Origin of the sequence: Avibacterium avium, from assembly GCF_900454535.1 — a bacterium.
Lineage (GTDB): Bacteria > Pseudomonadota > Gammaproteobacteria > Enterobacterales > Pasteurellaceae > Avibacterium > Avibacterium avium.
The window spans coordinates 1170868-1187179 of the sequence record NZ_UGSP01000001.1; the positions used below are offsets into that span (position 1 = coordinate 1170868).

At 41.9% G+C, this 16312-nt stretch carries 14 protein-coding genes and 1 pseudogene; 8 read left to right on the forward strand and 7 right to left on the reverse strand.

Going from position 1 to position 16312, the window contains the following annotated elements; all coding sequences use genetic code 11:
• Window position 1 precedes the first annotated feature (1 nt).
• From oppF to DYC50_RS05840, 3 genes are all read left to right on the forward strand, one after another.
• Complete coding sequence (gene oppF / locus DYC50_RS05830) at window positions 2-979, forward strand: murein tripeptide/oligopeptide ABC transporter ATP binding protein OppF (protein ID WP_115249380.1); 978 nt, start codon at window positions 2-4, stop codon at window positions 977-979.
• A 135-nt stretch (window positions 980-1114) separates the two neighbouring features.
• Window positions 1115-2230, forward strand: coding sequence for a metallophosphoesterase (locus DYC50_RS05835; RefSeq protein ID WP_115249381.1), 1116 nt, complete (start codon window positions 1115-1117; stop codon window positions 2228-2230).
• An 8-nt stretch (window positions 2231-2238) separates the two neighbouring features.
• A complete protein-coding gene (locus DYC50_RS05840; protein ID WP_115250170.1) occupies window positions 2239-3288 on the forward strand; it encodes an ABC transporter substrate-binding protein in 1050 nt (349 codons plus the stop codon).
• A gap of 67 nt (window positions 3289-3355) precedes the next feature.
• Here DYC50_RS05840 and metC read toward each other — a convergent pair whose 3' ends face one another.
• Window positions 3356-4549 (reverse strand): cystathionine beta-lyase, encoded by a 1194-nt coding sequence (gene metC / locus DYC50_RS05845; protein ID WP_115249382.1) that lies wholly within the window; start codon window positions 4547-4549, stop codon window positions 3356-3358.
• A gap of 158 nt (window positions 4550-4707) precedes the next feature.
• Here metC and DYC50_RS05850 point away from each other — a divergent pair, with 158 nt between their 5' ends.
• The 4 genes and pseudogenes from DYC50_RS05850 to DYC50_RS05865 all read left to right on the forward strand — a co-directional run bounded on the left by DYC50_RS05850 (window position 4708) and on the right by DYC50_RS05865 (window position 9968).
• The gene (locus tag DYC50_RS05850) at window positions 4708-5310 is read left to right on the forward strand and encodes a peroxiredoxin C (protein WP_103855102.1); all 603 of its coding nucleotides are present in this window, start codon (window positions 4708-4710) and stop codon (window positions 5308-5310) included.
• A 421-nt stretch (window positions 5311-5731) separates the two neighbouring features.
• Window positions 5732-6732, forward strand: a pseudogene (purR, locus tag DYC50_RS05855) (HTH-type transcriptional repressor PurR).
• 230 nt (window positions 6733-6962) lie between these two features.
• On the forward strand, window positions 6963-9602 hold the full coding sequence (gene ppc / locus DYC50_RS05860; RefSeq protein ID WP_115249383.1) for a phosphoenolpyruvate carboxylase: 2640 nt from the start codon (window positions 6963-6965) through the stop codon (window positions 9600-9602).
• A 138-nt stretch (window positions 9603-9740) separates the two neighbouring features.
• On the forward strand, window positions 9741-9968 hold the full coding sequence (locus DYC50_RS05865; RefSeq protein WP_115249384.1) for a CBU_0592 family membrane protein: 228 nt from the start codon (window positions 9741-9743) through the stop codon (window positions 9966-9968).
• Between the two features lie 81 nt (window positions 9969-10049).
• On the opposite strand, the gene argH is transcribed toward DYC50_RS05865, so the two are convergent.
• The 3 genes from argH to argC all read right to left on the reverse strand — a co-directional run bounded on the left by argH (window position 10050) and on the right by argC (window position 13301).
• Window positions 10050-11423, reverse strand: coding sequence for an argininosuccinate lyase (gene argH / locus DYC50_RS05870; RefSeq protein ID WP_115249385.1), 1374 nt, complete (start codon window positions 11421-11423; stop codon window positions 10050-10052).
• 84 nt (window positions 11424-11507) lie between these two features.
• Entirely contained in the window at window positions 11508-12281 is a 774-nt protein-coding gene (gene argB / locus DYC50_RS05875; protein ID WP_115249386.1) for an acetylglutamate kinase, read from the reverse strand.
• Between the two features lie 12 nt (window positions 12282-12293).
• Window positions 12294-13301, reverse strand: a complete 1008-nt coding sequence (gene argC, locus DYC50_RS05880; protein WP_115249387.1) for an N-acetyl-gamma-glutamyl-phosphate reductase — start codon at window positions 13299-13301, stop codon at window positions 12294-12296.
• A gap of 100 nt (window positions 13302-13401) precedes the next feature.
• On the opposite strand from argC, the gene argE reads away from it, so the two are divergent.
• Window positions 13402-14544, forward strand: coding sequence for an acetylornithine deacetylase (argE, locus tag DYC50_RS05885; RefSeq protein ID WP_115249388.1), 1143 nt, complete (start codon window positions 13402-13404; stop codon window positions 14542-14544).
• A gap of 78 nt (window positions 14545-14622) precedes the next feature.
• Here argE and DYC50_RS05890 read toward each other — a convergent pair whose 3' ends face one another.
• Genes DYC50_RS05890 through exbB form a run of 3 tightly spaced genes read right to left on the reverse strand, consistent with a single transcriptional unit; the run spans window position 14623 to window position 16264 of the window.
• On the reverse strand, window positions 14623-15420 hold the full coding sequence (locus DYC50_RS05890; protein WP_115249389.1) for an energy transducer TonB family protein: 798 nt from the start codon (window positions 15418-15420) through the stop codon (window positions 14623-14625).
• Window positions 15421-15807 (reverse strand): TonB system transport protein ExbD, encoded by a 387-nt coding sequence (gene exbD, locus DYC50_RS05895; RefSeq protein WP_103853409.1) that lies wholly within the window; start codon window positions 15805-15807, stop codon window positions 15421-15423.
• 1 nt (window position 15808) lies between these two features.
• On the reverse strand, window positions 15809-16264 hold the full coding sequence (gene exbB / locus DYC50_RS05900; protein ID WP_115249390.1) for a TonB-system energizer ExbB: 456 nt from the start codon (window positions 16262-16264) through the stop codon (window positions 15809-15811).
• Window positions 16265-16312 lie beyond the last annotated feature (48 nt).

Below are 16312 nucleotides of genomic sequence, written 5' to 3' on the forward strand. Positions count from 1 at the left end.
GATGAAAAAATTATTATTAGAAGTTGAAGATCTGAGCGTACACTTCAAAGTGCAAAGCAACGAAGGCTTTTTATTTAAGAAAAAACAAACTTTGCACGCAGTAAACCACGTTTCCTTTAAATTGTATGAAGGGGAAACCTTAGGCGTGGTAGGGGAGTCTGGCTGCGGAAAATCTACCCTTGCTCGTTCCATTATCGGCTTAGTGAAATCCGCAGGCGGTAATATTTTATGGCTAGGTAAAGATCTCAGCCAGCAATCTGAAAAGCAGTGGCACGACACGCGTAAAGATATTCAAATGATTTTCCAAGATCCCTTGGCATCACTCAATCCGCGAATGACCATTGGAAATATTATTGCTGAACCACTGAAAATTTATTTTCCCCATTTATCGGCACAAGAAGTCAAAGATCGTGTGCAAGCAATGATGCTAAAAGTGGGCTTATTGCCAAATTTGATCAACCGCTATCCGCATGAATTTTCAGGCGGACAATGCCAACGTATCGGCATTGCGCGTGCGTTGATCATTGAACCCAAATTGATTATTTGTGATGAACCTGTTTCAGCCCTTGATGTTTCCATTCAAGCGCAGGTGGTAAACTTGCTTAAATCATTGCAGAAAGAAATGGGGTTATCGTTGATTTTCATCGCGCACGATTTGGCGGTGGTGAAACATATTTCTGATCGCGTTTTGGTGATGTATTTGGGCAATGGGGTAGAGCTTGGCACTTATGATAAGGTGTACCATGAAACCAAACACCCTTACACCAAAGCCCTGATGTCGGCCGTGCCAATTCCTGATCCTGATTTGGAACGAGGTAAAAAAATTCAGCTGCTGGAAGGGGATCTTCCATCGCCAATCAATCCGCCTTCAGGCTGCGTGTTCCGTACTCGTTGTCCCATTGCCGACACTGAATGTACACTCAGCAAACCACGCTTGGAAGGAAATGAACAGCATTTAGTTGCGTGTTTTAAAGTTTAATTTATTACGGGATATGTGGCATCATATCCCCTTATTTTATGGCTAACAGGAATTTGTTAGTTTTTTGTTTGGCTCTGAAGCCAAAAAGTGGGGTAAAAAATACCGCACTTTTTATGTTTTAAAGGAAAGTAGAAGTTGGAAATGCGTCATTATTTCATTTTCGCAATTTGTTTTATCTTATTGCAGCTCTTTATTTTTATTTTTAACCGCACCCTATCTTGGTTGTATTTTTCACCTAAAAACACGGCATTGCCACGTTTTATTCGTTTGTTAAATTACCTTGTGGCAAATGCGATTGTGTTACTTACCATTTCTCGCATTTACCCAATGTTTCGCCTCAGTGCATTTATTTTGGCATTTTTGTTATTTGCGAGCTTTGTCAGTTTGGCTTGTGCGACAATTTATTTTGTGTTTAGAAAACAAAAATTTCAGTCAAAATTACACCGCACTTTATCTTGGTGTTATCCATTGGGTTTAGCAGGCTTGCTTGGATTGAGCGTTTATAATGCTTATGTTCCTCAGGTTGTTCATTATGAAATTAAGCTGGATAAGCCATTCAAACCATTACGCATTGGAATGGCGAGTGATTTTCACCTTGGGCGTTTATTTGGAGGGAAACAGTTAGATCAACTGGCTGAAATAATGAATGAACAAAAGGTGGATATTATTTTACTTCCCGGTGATATTATGGACGATAATATTCAAGCTTATGTGGCGGAAAAAATGCAACCACACCTTGCTAAACTGCGTGCGCCCCTTGGAGTTTATGCCACTTTAGGCAATCACGATTTCTTTGGTCAGCAACAAGCCATTGCGAAAGAAATCCGCAAGGCGGGCATTACGGTTCTGATGGATCAAGCACTAGAAGTGGATAACCGTTTTGTACTGATTGGACGCAATGATGATTTATTCAAAGCGCGGCCAAAAACTAAACAAATTTTAGCCTCTCTTGATAAAACCCGTGATAAAACAAAAAGGGATTTACCGATTTTTCTGTTAGATCATCGTCCAACAGAAATTATGGAACATTCCACCTTACCGATCGATATTCAAGTTTCAGGCCACGCGCACAAAGGGCAAGTGTTTCCCGCAAGTTTGATCACAAAAGTGTTATATCGTTTAGATTATGGTTATGAGAAAATTGGCAATGGACATTTTTTCGTAACTTCAGGTTATGGGTTTTGGGGAATCCCAATGCGATTGGGATCGCAATCGGAAGTGTTTATCATAGATGTGAAAGGAAAAGAGTAGGAATGATGATGAACGTTCTAAATAAAAATTTTAGCAAAATTTTTACCGCACTTTGCTTAGGGGTGAGTGCATTGTTTGCCAATCCTGCGCAGGCGGAAGGCAGGCTGACGGTATATTGTAGTGTGCAAAGCTCAACTTGTGAAAAAATCACGCAAGCCTTTAGTAAAAAATACAATGTGCAAACCCAGTTTGTGCGTAACAGCACTGGCTCAACCTTATCCAAGTTAAAAGCGGAACAAAATAATCCGCAAGCAGACGTGTGGTATGGCGGCACAATCGAATTGCATCATCAGGCGGCAGATCTCGGCTTGCTTAGCCCCTATCGCTCACCAAAACAAGCGGAAACAATGCCACAATTTAAAGCCTTGTTAGATAAAAAAGGCGAATTTACGTCTATTTTATATATGCTTGTTCTCGGCTTTGGTGTGAATACGGAAAAATTTGCTGAACTCGGTATTAAAGAGTATCCAAAATGTTGGAAAGATTTGCTCGATCCACGCTTAAAAGGGCAAATTCAAATCCCTGATCCACAGCTTTCAGGTACAACTTATACGGCCATTGTTACGCTCATTGAGCTTTTAGGGGAAGAAAAAGCCTTTGAATATTTAAAACAGCTTGATGCGAATGTATCGCAATATATGAAAAGTGCGCAAGTAACCAGCAATCTATCTCGCGGTGAAAGTGCGGTAAGCGTGGGCTTTGTGCATAGTTATGCTACGGAGAAAGAAAATGGTGCACCAGTGGAAGCCATTTTGCCTTGCGAGGGAGATAGTTATTCCCTTGGTGGATTAAGCATTATCAAAGGCGCAAGAAATTTAGATAATGCGAAATTATTTGTGGATTGGGCGCTCTCCAAAGAAGCACAAGAAATTCCGTGGCGTGAAACGGGAGTATATCAAATTCCAACCAATGTGAATGCCGAAGCTTCACCGAAATCCGTTGATCCAAAAACCTTAAAGCCGATTAATATTGACTTTGAGCGTTTTGGCTCAGCAGAAGAAGGGAAACGTTTAGTGAATAAATGGGTGCAAGAAATCAAATTGAAAAAAGAAAATTAATTTTTAGCCAAAAAACGACCCCACTTTTTAGCTGGGGTCTGTGCTTTTAGCCCTTAGCCTTTCCAGTTTAGCCTTTCAAGCGTTCAAAGCCAGCTTTCAGATCAGCGATTAAATCTTCAACTTCTTCAAAACCAATATGTACACGAATTAATGTGCCAGTGAGCGTGCGTGCAATATTTGGACGAATTTTGGCAATTTCTTCAGGTTGGTTATACAGAATTAAAGATTCAAATCCACCCCAAGAATAGGCCATTGAGAAGAGCTCAAAATGATCCATAAAACGTTCTAATTGTTCTTGGGTTAATTTTTCGTTTAACTCAAAAGAAAACAGCCCACTTGCGCCAGTGAAATCTCGCTTAAAGTTTTCGTGTCCTGGGCAGCTTGGCAAAGCAGGGTGATACACGGTTTTGACTTCAGGCTGCTGAGTCAACCATTGCGCCACTTTTAAGCTATTTTCTTGATGCTGTTTAAGGCGAACTGCTAAGGTACGAATACCACGCGCAGTCATATAAGCGGTATCCGCATCCACCATTTGCCCCATTAAATAAGAATGTTCACGCAATTTATCCCAACAACGGGCATTGGAAACCGCCGTGCCAATCATTGCATCGGAATGGCCCACTAAATATTTTGTGCCAGCTTGGATCGAAATATCAATACCGTGTTCCAATGCCTTGAACAATACGCCAGCCGCCCAAGTATTATCAATCATTATTACCACGTCAGGATTCACCGCACGCACCGCTTTTACAATGGCAGGAATATCAGGCACTTCCATTGTGAGTGAACTTGGTGATTCTAAAAACACTACTTTGGTATTAGGCTGCATTAAAGTGGCGATCTCCGCGCCCATAAGCGGATCATAATAAGTGGTACTCACGCCTATTTTTTGCAAAATCACATTGCAGAATACTTGAGTTGGCTCATAAGCCGCCCCCGTCATCAAAATATGATCCCCTGTGGCAACAAAAGATAGAATGGCATTGGTTACGGCAGCTGCGCCACAAGGGTAAAGATAACAACCCGCGCCGCCTTCTAATTCACACATTAAATCTTGCAAAGCAAAATGAGTGAGCGTGCCGCGGCGGCCATAATATAACGCCCCTTTGGTGAGATTTTTGCCCGCTTCTTTTTTGTCTGCAAGGCAATCAAAAACCAGCGAAGAAGCTCGCTGAATCACTGGATTGACGCTACCTTGCGTCATTCTCTTTTTACGTCCAGCGTGGACAAAAGTGGTGTTTGATGTAGTATTTGCTTTCATAAATTTTCCTTACTTTTATTAAATTTAGGTAAAAATAATCAATTTAATAGATAAAAACAGCTATTCAAGTGCGGTGCTTTTCTTTAGAATATTTGCCGATTTACGCTTATTGTTATTTAAGCATATCTATCATCAATTTTTTATAGGAGATTTGTACTATGGTATTAGTAACTCGTCAAGCACCAGATTTTACTGCATCAGCAGTATTAGGCAACGGTGAAATCGTTGATAACTTTAACTTAAAAGAACACATCAAAGGTAAACCAGCTGTTATCTTCTTCTGGCCTTTAGACTTTACTTTCGTATGTCCATCTGAAATCATCGCATTCGATCACCGTTATCAAGAATTCAAAAACCGTGGTGTTGAAGTAGTTGGTGTGTCTATCGACTCTCAATTCACTCACAATGCGTGGCGTAAAACTTCTGTTGATGCCGGTGGTATCGGTGAAGTTCAATTCGCAATGGTAGCAGACGTTAAACACGACATCGCACAAGCTTACGGTATCGAACACCCAGAAGCTGGTGTTGCACTTCGTGCTTCGTTCTTAATCGACAAAGATGGCGTGGTTCGTCACCAAGTTGTAAACGATCTTCCACTTGGTCGTAACATTGACGAAATGATCCGTATGGTAGATGCGTTACAATTCCACGAAGAGCACGGTGAAGTTTGCCCAGCTCAATGGGAAAAAGGTAAAGAAGGGATGAAAGATAGCCCAGAAGGTGTAGCAAAATACCTTAAACAAAACGCAGATAAACTCTAATTTTCTATTTGTTTAGTATTATTTTAATTTAGGAACTAAATAAACCCTACTTGAGTAGGGTTTATTTTTATTTTATAACCATCATCAAAATAATGGATATAAAAAAGCTAAGTCTCAATAAACTTAGCTTCTTTTGGCGAGATTTTAATTTTAAATCGCTATTTTTTTGTTAAAAAATTGATGAGGCGAGGGTAAGAATAACGCCTAAAGAAAGAATAACCATCATCATTGCATAGCCAAATGTACCCATAATTTACTCCTAAAAGTTGATAAAACTTGTCAGGATTATAGCAAAATTACGAAAAAAAGAAAATTTCTTAACTAACGCTGAAAAAGCTGTGATACAGCGCAAATTTTTTCACAATAAGCCTTAACAATTCGATTTCGCCCTTTATAATAGCCAAAATTTTTTGGAGGATTTATGGCAACAATTAAAGATGTGGCAAAAATGGCGGGCGTATCCACCACGACCGTATCTCATGTAATCAATAAAACCCGTTTTGTTGCGCCAGAAACAGAAAAGCAAGTACGTGACGCCATTCAAGCGCTCAATTATTCACCAAGTGCAGTAGCGAGAAGTTTGAAAGTTAATACCACAAAATCCATTGGAATGATCGTTACCACCAGTGAAGCCCCTTATTTTGGGAAATTATTCACGCAGTAGAAGAGCATTGTTATCGCCAAGGCTATTCTTTATTTTTATGTAACACACAAAATGAGCCTGAAAAAATAAAAAATCACTTAGAAATGCTCGCCAAAAAACGCGTGGACGGCGTATTGGTGATGTGTGCAGAATATACGCAAGATTCTCTTGATCTATTGGCGAATTTCACGGATATTCCAATGGTGGTAATGGATTGGGGACCGAATAATCAAAACACTGATATTATTCAAGATAACAGCTTTGAGGGCGGTTATATGGCAACCAAATATTTGATTGATAACGGACATAAAGCCATTGGTATTATCGCGGGAGAATTAATTAAAACCACCGCCAAAACACGCTATGAAGGCTTTGTTAAAGGAATGGAAGAGGCAAACTTGCCCATTAACCCTAATTGGGTGATGGAGGGCTTTTTTGAGCCAGAAGACGGCTATGAATGTATGAATAAAATCTTAAAGCAAGATGAACTGCCAACGGCCGTGTTTTGCTGTAATGACGTAATGGCGCTAGGCGCAATTTCTGCCATTGGTGAAAAAGGGCTGAAAGTGCCTGATGATATTTCCATCATTGGTTATGACAATATTCACGCTTCACGCTTTTATTCGCCGCCACTCACTACGATACACCAGTCTAAATCTCGTTTAGGTGCACAAGCGGTGAGTTTATTGTTCCAACGCATTAGCGAGAAATCGGGACAGCACGAAATTATTGAAATGCACCCTGAATTGGTGATTCGTAGTTCGGTGAAAAAAATGTAATTAACGTCAATTTATCCGCTCAGTAAAATGCCCGTTAAGCACGGGCATTTTATTTGTTTTAACAAATTTGCAACTTATTTAGATTTTATATAAAAAAGCTAGAAAAATTTATAGAAAAACCACCTCACTTTTGATTTATATTATTTTTTATCTTTTAAATAATTGACCTTTCTCCCTATTTTTGATTATATCTATCTCAGAAAACGAATTTACTTTTTTGTGAGGTGCTTATGATCCAACAATACACAACGCTGCGCAACAACATCAATATGCTTGGGCATTTCTTAGGGGAAACCATTAGTGATGCGCAAGGTAGTGAAATTCTTGATTTAATTGAAAAAATTCGCGTATTATCAAGAAATTCCCGTGCAGGTGATGAAAAATCCCGTGAACAATTGCTTGAAATACTAGCCACGATTTCCGATGAAAATATCATTCCTGTGGCGCGTGCTTTCAGCCACTTCTTAAACCTCACCAATATTGCTGAGCAATATCAAACCATTTCCCGTCAGCATATTGACCAAGAGTCTTCCGACCGTACCTTAGAAGCGCTCTTTCAACGCTTAAAAGCGCAAAATGTGCCAACAGAAAAAGTGCTTGATGCGGTGCAAAAATTGATTATTGAACTGGTGCTTACCGCTCACCCAACAGAGGTAACACGCCGTTCACTCGGGCATAAACACGTTGAAATCAACCGCTGTTTAAGCCGTTTGGAACACGATGATTTAACCGAAGCGGAAACCACCAAACTTAAACGCCGTTTAATGCAGCTGATAGCCCTTGCTTGGCATACCAATGAAATTCGTATTCAACGTCCAACGCCTGTTGATGAAGCCAAAGCAGGAATGGCGGTGATTGAAAACAGTTTATGGAAAGCCGTGCCAGAATTCTGCCGTTTATTTAACTTCCATTTAGAGAAAAATTTTGCGGTGCAGCTGCCGGTGGATCTTGCCCCTGTGCGTTTTTCTTCTTGGATGGGAGGCGACCGTGATGGTAATCCATTTGTTACTGCGCAAACCACGCGCCAAGTGTTGCTAATGAATCGTTGGAAAGCGGCTGAGCTCTTTTTAGAAGAGATTAAATTACTCGCCGATGAGCTTTCGGTGATTGAATGCACGCCAGAATTTCGTGCTAAATATGGCGATCACTTAGAGCCTTACCGTTTTGTGGTGAAAGATTTGCGTAGCAAATTGATTAAAACCGTGGCGTATTACGGCGATTTATTGGAGGGCAGAACCCCAGTTGTAACTGAGCAAGAACTGCTCACTGATGACGAACAGCTTTGGGAACCTCTTTACGATTGCTATCAATCTCTACACCAATGTGGAATGCGCATTATCGCTAACGGCGCACTACTTGATTGCTTACGCCGTATCCGTTGCTTTGGGTTATCCCTTTCTCGTCTTGATATTCGCCAAGAAAGCACCCGTCATACTGATGCCATCGCTGAAATCACCCGTTACATTGGCTTAGGTGACTATTCACAATGGACAGAAGACGACAAACAAGCCTTCTTAATCCGTGAATTAAGCTCACGCCGGCCATTGTTACCGCGTGATTGGCAGCCTTCAGCAGAAACGCAAGAAGTGCTAGACACCTGCAAAGTGATCGCCAGCCAGCCTGAAGGCGTGATTTCTTGCTATATCATCTCAATGGCGCGCACGGCTTCTGACGTGCTTGCCGTGCATTTACTCTTGAAAGAGGCGGGCGTGCCTTATCATTTGCCTGTTGTGCCATTGTTTGAAACCCTTGATGACTTAGATGCGTCGGAAGAAGTAATGCGCCAATTATTCAATATCGGTTGGTATCGTGGAGTGATTGACAACAAACAAATGGTGATGATCGGCTATTCCGACAGTGCGAAAGACGCTGGAATGATGGCGGCTTCTTGGGCGCAATATCGTGCGCAAGAGCAGCTAGTGAATTTGTGCGAAGAACTCGGCATCGAACTTACCTTATTCCACGGACGCGGCGGCACAATCGGACGCGGTGGCGCACCAGCACACGCAGCGTTACTTTCTCAACCACCACGCTCATTGAAAAACGGCTTGCGTGTTACTGAACAAGGGGAAATGATCCGCTTTAAACTCGGCTTGTCAGCGGTGGCAGTGGGCAGTTTGGATCTTTACGCCAGTGCAATTTTAGAAGCCAATTTATTACCACCGCCAGAGCCAAAAACGGCGTGGCGAGAAGTGATGGACGAGCTTTCCACCACGTCTTGCGAAATTTATCGTGGCGTGGTGCGTGGCGATAAAGATTTCGTGCCTTATTTCCGTTCTGCAACGCCAGAGCAAGAGCTGTCAAAATTGCCATTAGGTTCACGCCCTGCAAAACGTAATCCAAATGGTGGGGTAGAAAGTTTGCGTGCCATTCCTTGGATTTTCGCTTGGATGCAAAACCGCTTAATGCTCCCCGCTTGGCTTGGCGCAGGCGCTTCTGTGCGTTTAGCCATTGAGCAAGGCAAAGGTGATGTGATCGAAGAAATGTGTAAACAATGGCCGTTCTTCTCTACGCGTATCGGAATGTTAGAAATGGTATTCAGCAAAACCGACACTTGGCTTTCAGAGCATTACGATCAGCACCTTGTGAAACCTGAATTGTGGTATTTAGGGCAATCATTACGCGAACAATTAAAAGCGGATATTCAAACAATCTTGTCTTTATCGCACGAAGATCAATTAATGTCTGATCTTCCTTGGATTGCCGAATCTATCGCGCTGCGTAATATTTACACCGACCCACTTAACTTATTACAAGTGGAATTATTACGCCGCTTGCGTGAAAATCCAGAAAATCCAAATCCTGATGTTGAACAAGCCTTGATGATCACCATCACAGGTATTGCAGCGGGAATGCGTAATACGGGTTAGTTTTCCTTGTTACATTGTTAAAGATGATAGAAAAGTGCGGTAAAAAAGACCGCACTTTTTTTTCAAAATCATTTACTTAACCTTATGGATTGAGTAATATGTGCGCCCTTTTAATAACAAAAATAAGTGAAATTTAGAATGGATTTATTTATGGATATTGTTGGTTATTTTGGTACGGCACTTGTTGTGCTTTCCTTTATGACCAATTCGCTTTTTAAGTTACGTTTACTCAATGCCATCGGCGCATTTTTTGTAACTATTTATGCAATTTATACCCACGCAATTCCAGTGGTTTTGTTGGACGGTTTTATTGTTATTATTAACGTGATTCAGCTATGGCGAAATAGAAAAAATACACAAAGCTAGGCGATACAAAGCTGTTAAGTTTATCCAAATAAAGAAAAGGGGCAGAAATTTGATCTGCCCTTTTCATTTTAAAAACTCAAATTATTTCAACCGCTCTTTTGCTTCAGCAATGGCTTCTGCCACACGTAATGGGGACACCCCACCTTTGGCGCAGCGTTTGTCTAAGCAGGATTGTAGCGATAGGATCTCATACACATCATCGCTGATCACATCACTGAACTGGCGGAACTCTTCTAAGCTCAGATCTTCTAAGCCTTTGTGTACGCTGATGGCATATACCACAGTTTCGCCCACAATATGGTGAGAATCGCGGAATGGTACGCCTTTTGCCACTAAATAATCGGCTAACTCGGTGGCATTTGAATAGCCTTTTAGTGCCGCTTCACGGGTGCGCTCAACGTTCACTTTAATATCATCTAACACGAAAGTCGCCATATCCAAACAGTCTTGCCAAGTATCCAAGGCATCAAAAATGCCTTCTTTATCTTCTTGCATATCTTTGTTATAAGCCAGTGGCAAGCCTTTTACTGTCATCAACATTCCAGTTAGCGCGCCCATTACGCGGCCTGCTTTACCACGAATGAGTTCGCAAGCATCAGGATTTTTCTTCTGTGGCATTAAGGAAGAACCCGAAGTAACACGGTCAGAAAGCTCTACGAAATCTGCTTCACCGCTGTTGAAGATAATCATATCTTCCGCAAAACGTGAAAGATGAGCCATACTTAACGAAGCGGTGGAAAGCAATTCGATAATATGATCACGGTCGGAAACGCTATCTAAGCTGTTACGAGTTGCCATTGCAAAGCCGAGATCCTGCGCTAATTGTTCACGATCGATCGCATACGCCGTGCCTGCTAATGCACCGCTACCGAGCGGGCAAGTGTTCATTCGTTGATAGGCATCGCTAAGACGTGAATAATCGCGATCGAGCATTTCCACATAAGCCATACACCAATGGGCGAACGTGATGGGCTGCGCACGTTGCAAATGGGTATAACCTGGCATTACGGCGTGTTGATTGTTTTCTGCGGTTTCCACCAATTTGGTCTGCAAGGCACGAATGGAATATTGCAACTCGGTTACACGCTGCTTGCACCACATTTTGATGTCTAACGCCACTTGGTCATTACGGCTACGCCCTGTGTGCAATTTTTTACCCAGATTTCCTACTTTGTTGATGAGCTTACTTTCTACCCAGCTGTGAATGTCTTCAGCGTCATCTTGCAAAATACCTTGCAAATTTGATCGCACTTCAATCAGTAGTTCGTTTAAGGCTTGCTCTAATTGTTGTTGTTCTTGCGCGCTTAACACGCCAACGCTGACCAAGGCTTTTGACCAGCCGATTGAGCCTTCAATATCCTGTTCTGCAAGGCGATAGTCAAAGCGTAGTGAATCGTTGAAATCTTTAAAACGTTTATCTGCTGCTTGTGTGAAACGTCCACCCCAAAGTGCCATAGTTTATCCTTATCTTTTTGATTTTTATGATTAAAAAATGTAGAGGCGAACCCAAATGTTCGCCCATACCAAATTGCTTTACGTTTACGGTAAAATTCTGGTGCCGATTATCTCACCTGCAAAAAGTGCGGTCAATTTTTCTGGATATTTCCAGTTAGCAATATCCACGCCTGTGTTAAGCATTTTTGCTGCATCTAAGGCGGCATTGACCTTCACGATCATTCCGTCTGTAATCACACCTTGTTGAATAAGCTGTTGAATTTGTTCACTATTAAGCTGCGGTAGGCGTTGTTTGTTGGCATCTAAAACACCATCAACATCAGAAAGCATCACCAGATCGCCGCCAATTAATGCGGCAATTGCCGTTGCTGCTTGATCTGCATTCACGTTCATTAAACGCCCTTGATCGTCCACCGCAATGGAGCTAATAATGGGTAAAAAGGCTTCACTTAACAAGGTATGCAAAAGCGTTGGATTATTTGGCTTCACATTGGCAACGTGGCCAAGCGCTTCATCAAAGGCTTGTGCGCTGGTGAGTTTTCCATCTGCCAAACAAAGCCCCACGGGGTTGAGATTAAATTTTGCCGCTTGTGCCTCCAAGGTTTTATTGGCAATGCCTGCCAGCGCACCGACGATAATATCAATTTGATCCGCAGGTGTTACTCTTAATCCATTTTTCTTTTGTACAGGCAATGCAAGGCGCTGCATTAATTCGTCCACCACGCAACCGCCACCGTGTACGATAAGCAAAGGGCGGTCGAAATTTTGCTGATAATTTGCCAGTGCGGTAAACAGATTTTCCATTGCTTGCGGAGTATCTAATAGCACACCGCCTAATTTAATTACTAAAGGTTTCATTCTTTTCTTCCACTAAATTAATCCCAAGGTTTCCGCAAAACCATAACGAATATTTGCACATTGCACCGCCTGTGCTGCCGCGCCTTTAAGTAGATTATCTTCTGCGCCGACAATGATAATGTAGCCATTTTTCACTGCAAAACCGATGTCGCAATAAGGCGTAAATTCCACCGCTTTAATGCCTGGTAAGCCTTGTTCATAGACGCGCACAAGAGGGCGATGCGCATAATATTGCTGATAGGCTTCACGGATTTGCTGTTCGCCCACGCCGTCTTTCAATTTGGCGGTAATGGTAGCTAAAATGCCCCGTTTAAAATTGCCTAAGTGCGGGGTAAAAATCACCTCTGTGCCTAAATGGGTGGCGATTTCAGGCTGATGACGGTGATTAAACACGCCGTAAGCATTCAGGCTCACCTCGCAAAAACTGTTGGTTAGCGAGGCTTTACGCCCCGCACCACTCACGCCACTCACCGCATTGATGATCGGCAACTGATTGAGATCTAATAAATTATTTTCAATTAATGGTTTTAAACTCAGTTGTGAAACCGTTGGATAGCAACCAGCCACCGCCACTAAATCTGTTTGCGCAATGGCACTGTCATTCCATTCCGCTAAACCATAAACCGCTTTTTCTAATAATTCAGGATAGCGATGTTCAAAGCCATAATATTGTGGATAAAATTCCGCATTATTTACCCGAAATGCGCCAGATAAATCAAACACTTTACATTGATTTTGCAAGAAAATTGGCGCAAGATCGTGACTAACTTCGTGTGCGGTGGCCAAAAAGACCAGATCGTTTTGTTGTGCAAGTGCAGTTAAATTTTCGTCCAAAGGTTGCAACGGTAAATCAACAATCTGCTTCAGTTGCGGATAAATATCAGAAATGGCTTTATGCGCATCTTGGCTTTGCGCTGAAACATATAATCCATTGAGCTGAAATGCTGGGTGCAAGGTTAGAATACGAGCCAGTTCAGCCCCCGTATAACCACTTGCCCCAATAATAATGGCTTTTTGCATAGAACACCTTGTAGATAAAAATATAACGATTGATTAATTATGCTATTATTGTGCATAATTAATCATAAATCAACCTTTAATTTAATACAGGATAAACTTAATGAAAAAATTGCCGCCTTTCCTTGAAATGTATTCTCAGCTTATTGCATTGCCCACCATTAGTAGCGTAGAAGCAGAATTTGATCAATCGAATAAAGCTTTAATTGAATTGCTTGCCACTTGGCTTGGTGATTTAGGCTTTAAAACCAACATTATTCCCGTGGAAGGTAGCCGAAATAAATTCAATTTATTAGCCACTTATGGCGAAGGGGAAGGGGGATTATTGCTCGCAGGGCATACGGACACCGTGCCTTTCGATGAAGGACGCTGGCATTTTGATCCTTTTAAACTCACCGAAAAAGACGGCAAATTCTACGGTTTAGGCACAGCGGATATGAAAGGGTTCTTTGCGTTCGTGTTAGAAACCTTACGTCATATTGATCTCAGTAAATTAAACAAACCGTTGCGGATTCTTGCTACCGCCGATGAAGAAACCACACTTTTGGGCGCACGAACCTTCAGCCAGCACAGCCACATTCGCCCAGATTGTGCCATTATCGGCGAGCCAACTTCCTTAAAACCCGTACGCGCGCATAAAGGGCATATCGGGCAAGCGGTGCGAATTATAGGGAAAACAGGGCATTCAAGTGATCCTGACAAAGGCATCAACGCCATTGAATTAATGCACGAAGCCACGGGTTATTTAATGGAAATGCGTAATGAGTTAAAGGCAAAATATCATCATTCCGCCTTTGCCATTCCTTATCCGACAATGAATTTTGGCGCAATTCACGGCGGCGATGCGGTAAACCGTATTTGCGCGTGCTGCGAACTGCATTTTGACATTCGTCCGTTGCCACAAATGCGTCTAGAAGATCTGAATGAAATGCTACAAGAAAAGCTGCGCCCAATGTTTGAAAAATGGGGCGATCTTATTTCACTGAAAGCCTTACACGAACCTACCCCTGGTTATGAATGCGAACACTCCGCCCAAGTTGTCCAAGTGGTGGAAAAATTGCTTGGTGAAAAATGCGAAGCGGTGAACTACTGCACCGAAGCCCCTTTCATTCAACAACTTTGCCCAACATTGGTGCTAGGCCCCGGCTCAATCGAACAAGCCCACCAACCTGATGAATATCTCTCCGCCGAATTTATCAAACCCACTCACGAACTGTTGAGCAAATTGATTAAGCATTTTTGCTAAACAAAATATTTCCTAAAAATAAAAAGTGCGGTGGAAATTTTGTTAATTTTTCACCGCACTTTTTTCTTATGAAAGTTATTATCGAATAGTAAAATTAATCGGTACGCTCATTGAGCTAGCTAAACCAGCAGGTTTCGGGCCGATTGATTTGGCATTTTTTACCGCGCTTAGTGCAGCATTATCTAAATCCGCATTGCCTGAGGATTTTTGCACACTGGCATTGAGTAATGCGCCATCATTAGCGATTGAAAAGCTAATGGTTACGACACCTTGTTTACGCATCATTTTGGCGCGTTGTGGGTAGCGTTTGTGGCGTTCAATTTCTCGGCGTAGCGCATTGCGATAGGCATTGAGTTCATTTGAACTTGTACCTTTGCCGATTAAATTAGGGTTGCTCACCGTTGCCTTGCCCAAACTGGTTGCAACAGAATTGGCTTTGGCGTCCGAATTGATGTTGCGATCACCTTTTATCAGATCTTTATTGGCTAATGGTTTTTCTTTCGGCTTTTTCTGTACTTTTTCTTTTTTCTGTTTCTCTTTTTGTGGCTTTTCTTTCTTTGGCTCTTTCGGTTTTTCTTTCTTAATTTCTTTTGGCTTTTCCGGTTTTGGCGATTCAGGTTTTACAATGGGATCGGACACCGTTTCTTTTGCCACTGGCTCTGGCTCAGGTTCTGCAACAGGTTCTGGCGCAGGTTCAGGTTCTTCAACGGTCATTCCCATTAGCATTTCCATTGAAATACTATTGTCGATCACGTCTGCTTGATAGCCATTGGCGCTGCTGTCGACTTTTACTGCATAGACAATCGCCCCAATCACGGTGGCGTGAAATAGGAGAGAAAAGAAGAAGCCGAACCAAGAACGATGTTTATTTGCCATTTATTTGCCTTTTTCTTTCATTGTAACAATGGCAACATTTTTGATGTTATTTTTCGCCATTAAATCTGTTAGGCTAACAAAATCTTGGAAGGTGGCTTTAGCGTCCACTTTCAGGGTTACTTTTTGATCTTTCGCCCAGCTTGCCACTTCTTTTTCCATTTGCGCTAAATCTGTCGGTTTATCATTAAAAAAGATTTCGCCTGTTTCCGTAACGGTTAATAATTTGGCTAAATCGTCCGATTTAAACGCCACGGTGCTACTGGCTTTTGGCACATTCACTTGAATTTTGCCTTGCGAAATAAAAGACGCAGTGATTAAGACAATCGCCAGCAACACTAACATAATATCAATGAAAGGGATAATATTGATTTCATCAAACTTTTTCACATTATGCCCCTAGATTTTTTTGTCCGTTTAAGGCTTTCCATTTTAGGCGATTGACTTCCACTTTGCGTTGCAAGCCGTTGTAAAACACCATTGATGGAATGGCGACTAAAATCCCCACCGCCGTGGCTTTTAAGGCAAGGGAAAGGTTAAGCATAATGGCAGCGGCATCAATGTCCCCACCTGAATTTCCTAATTCATAGAAAGTTAATAAAATCCCGATAACTGTACCCAATAAACCCACATAAGGGGCATTTGAGCCAATGGTGGAAATAATGGTGAGGTTACGGTTGAGATCGATGTCTAACTCGTGGATATTGGTGTAGTGCGAAACGTTCACACGGCTCAAAAAGATAAAGCGTTCAATCACGAACCATACCATAATAAAGCTCATTAAACCGAGTAAACCTAAAATAATATAATCAACATAATGTTGTAAAAATGCGAATAATTGCGGCATTTGAAAGTGTCCTTAACGTTGACTTCAAAAGATCAGCTAGATTAGCTA

Bases quoted from the DNA above. Each gene is read 5' to 3' on its own strand.
- argC (WP_115249387.1), bottom strand. From the start codon at position 13,301: ATGCAAAAAGCCATTATTATTGGGGCAAGTGGTTATACGGGGGCTGAA.
- argH (WP_115249385.1), bottom strand. From the start codon at position 11,423: ATGGCACTTTGGGGTGGACGTTTCACACAAGCAGCAGATAAACGTTTT.
- exbB (WP_115249390.1), bottom strand. From the start codon at position 16,264: ATGCCGCAATTATTCGCATTTTTACAACATTATGTTGATTATATTATT.
- metC (WP_115249382.1), bottom strand. From the start codon at position 4,549: ATGAAAGCAAATACTACATCAAACACCACTTTTGTCCACGCTGGACGT.
- ppc (WP_115249383.1), top strand. From the start codon at position 6,963: ATGATCCAACAATACACAACGCTGCGCAACAACATCAATATGCTTGGG.
- oppF (WP_115249380.1), top strand. From the start codon at position 2: ATGAAAAAATTATTATTAGAAGTTGAAGATCTGAGCGTACACTTCAAA.
- DYC50_RS05840 (WP_115250170.1), top strand. From the start codon at position 2,239: ATGAACGTTCTAAATAAAAATTTTAGCAAAATTTTTACCGCACTTTGC.
- DYC50_RS05865 (WP_115249384.1), top strand. From the start codon at position 9,741: ATGGATTTATTTATGGATATTGTTGGTTATTTTGGTACGGCACTTGTT.
- argE (WP_115249388.1), top strand. From the start codon at position 13,402: ATGAAAAAATTGCCGCCTTTCCTTGAAATGTATTCTCAGCTTATTGCA.
- DYC50_RS05890 (WP_115249389.1), bottom strand. From the start codon at position 15,420: ATGGCAAATAAACATCGTTCTTGGTTCGGCTTCTTCTTTTCTCTCCTA.
- argB (WP_115249386.1), bottom strand. From the start codon at position 12,281: ATGAAACCTTTAGTAATTAAATTAGGCGGTGTGCTATTAGATACTCCG.
- DYC50_RS05850 (WP_103855102.1), top strand. From the start codon at position 4,708: ATGGTATTAGTAACTCGTCAAGCACCAGATTTTACTGCATCAGCAGTA.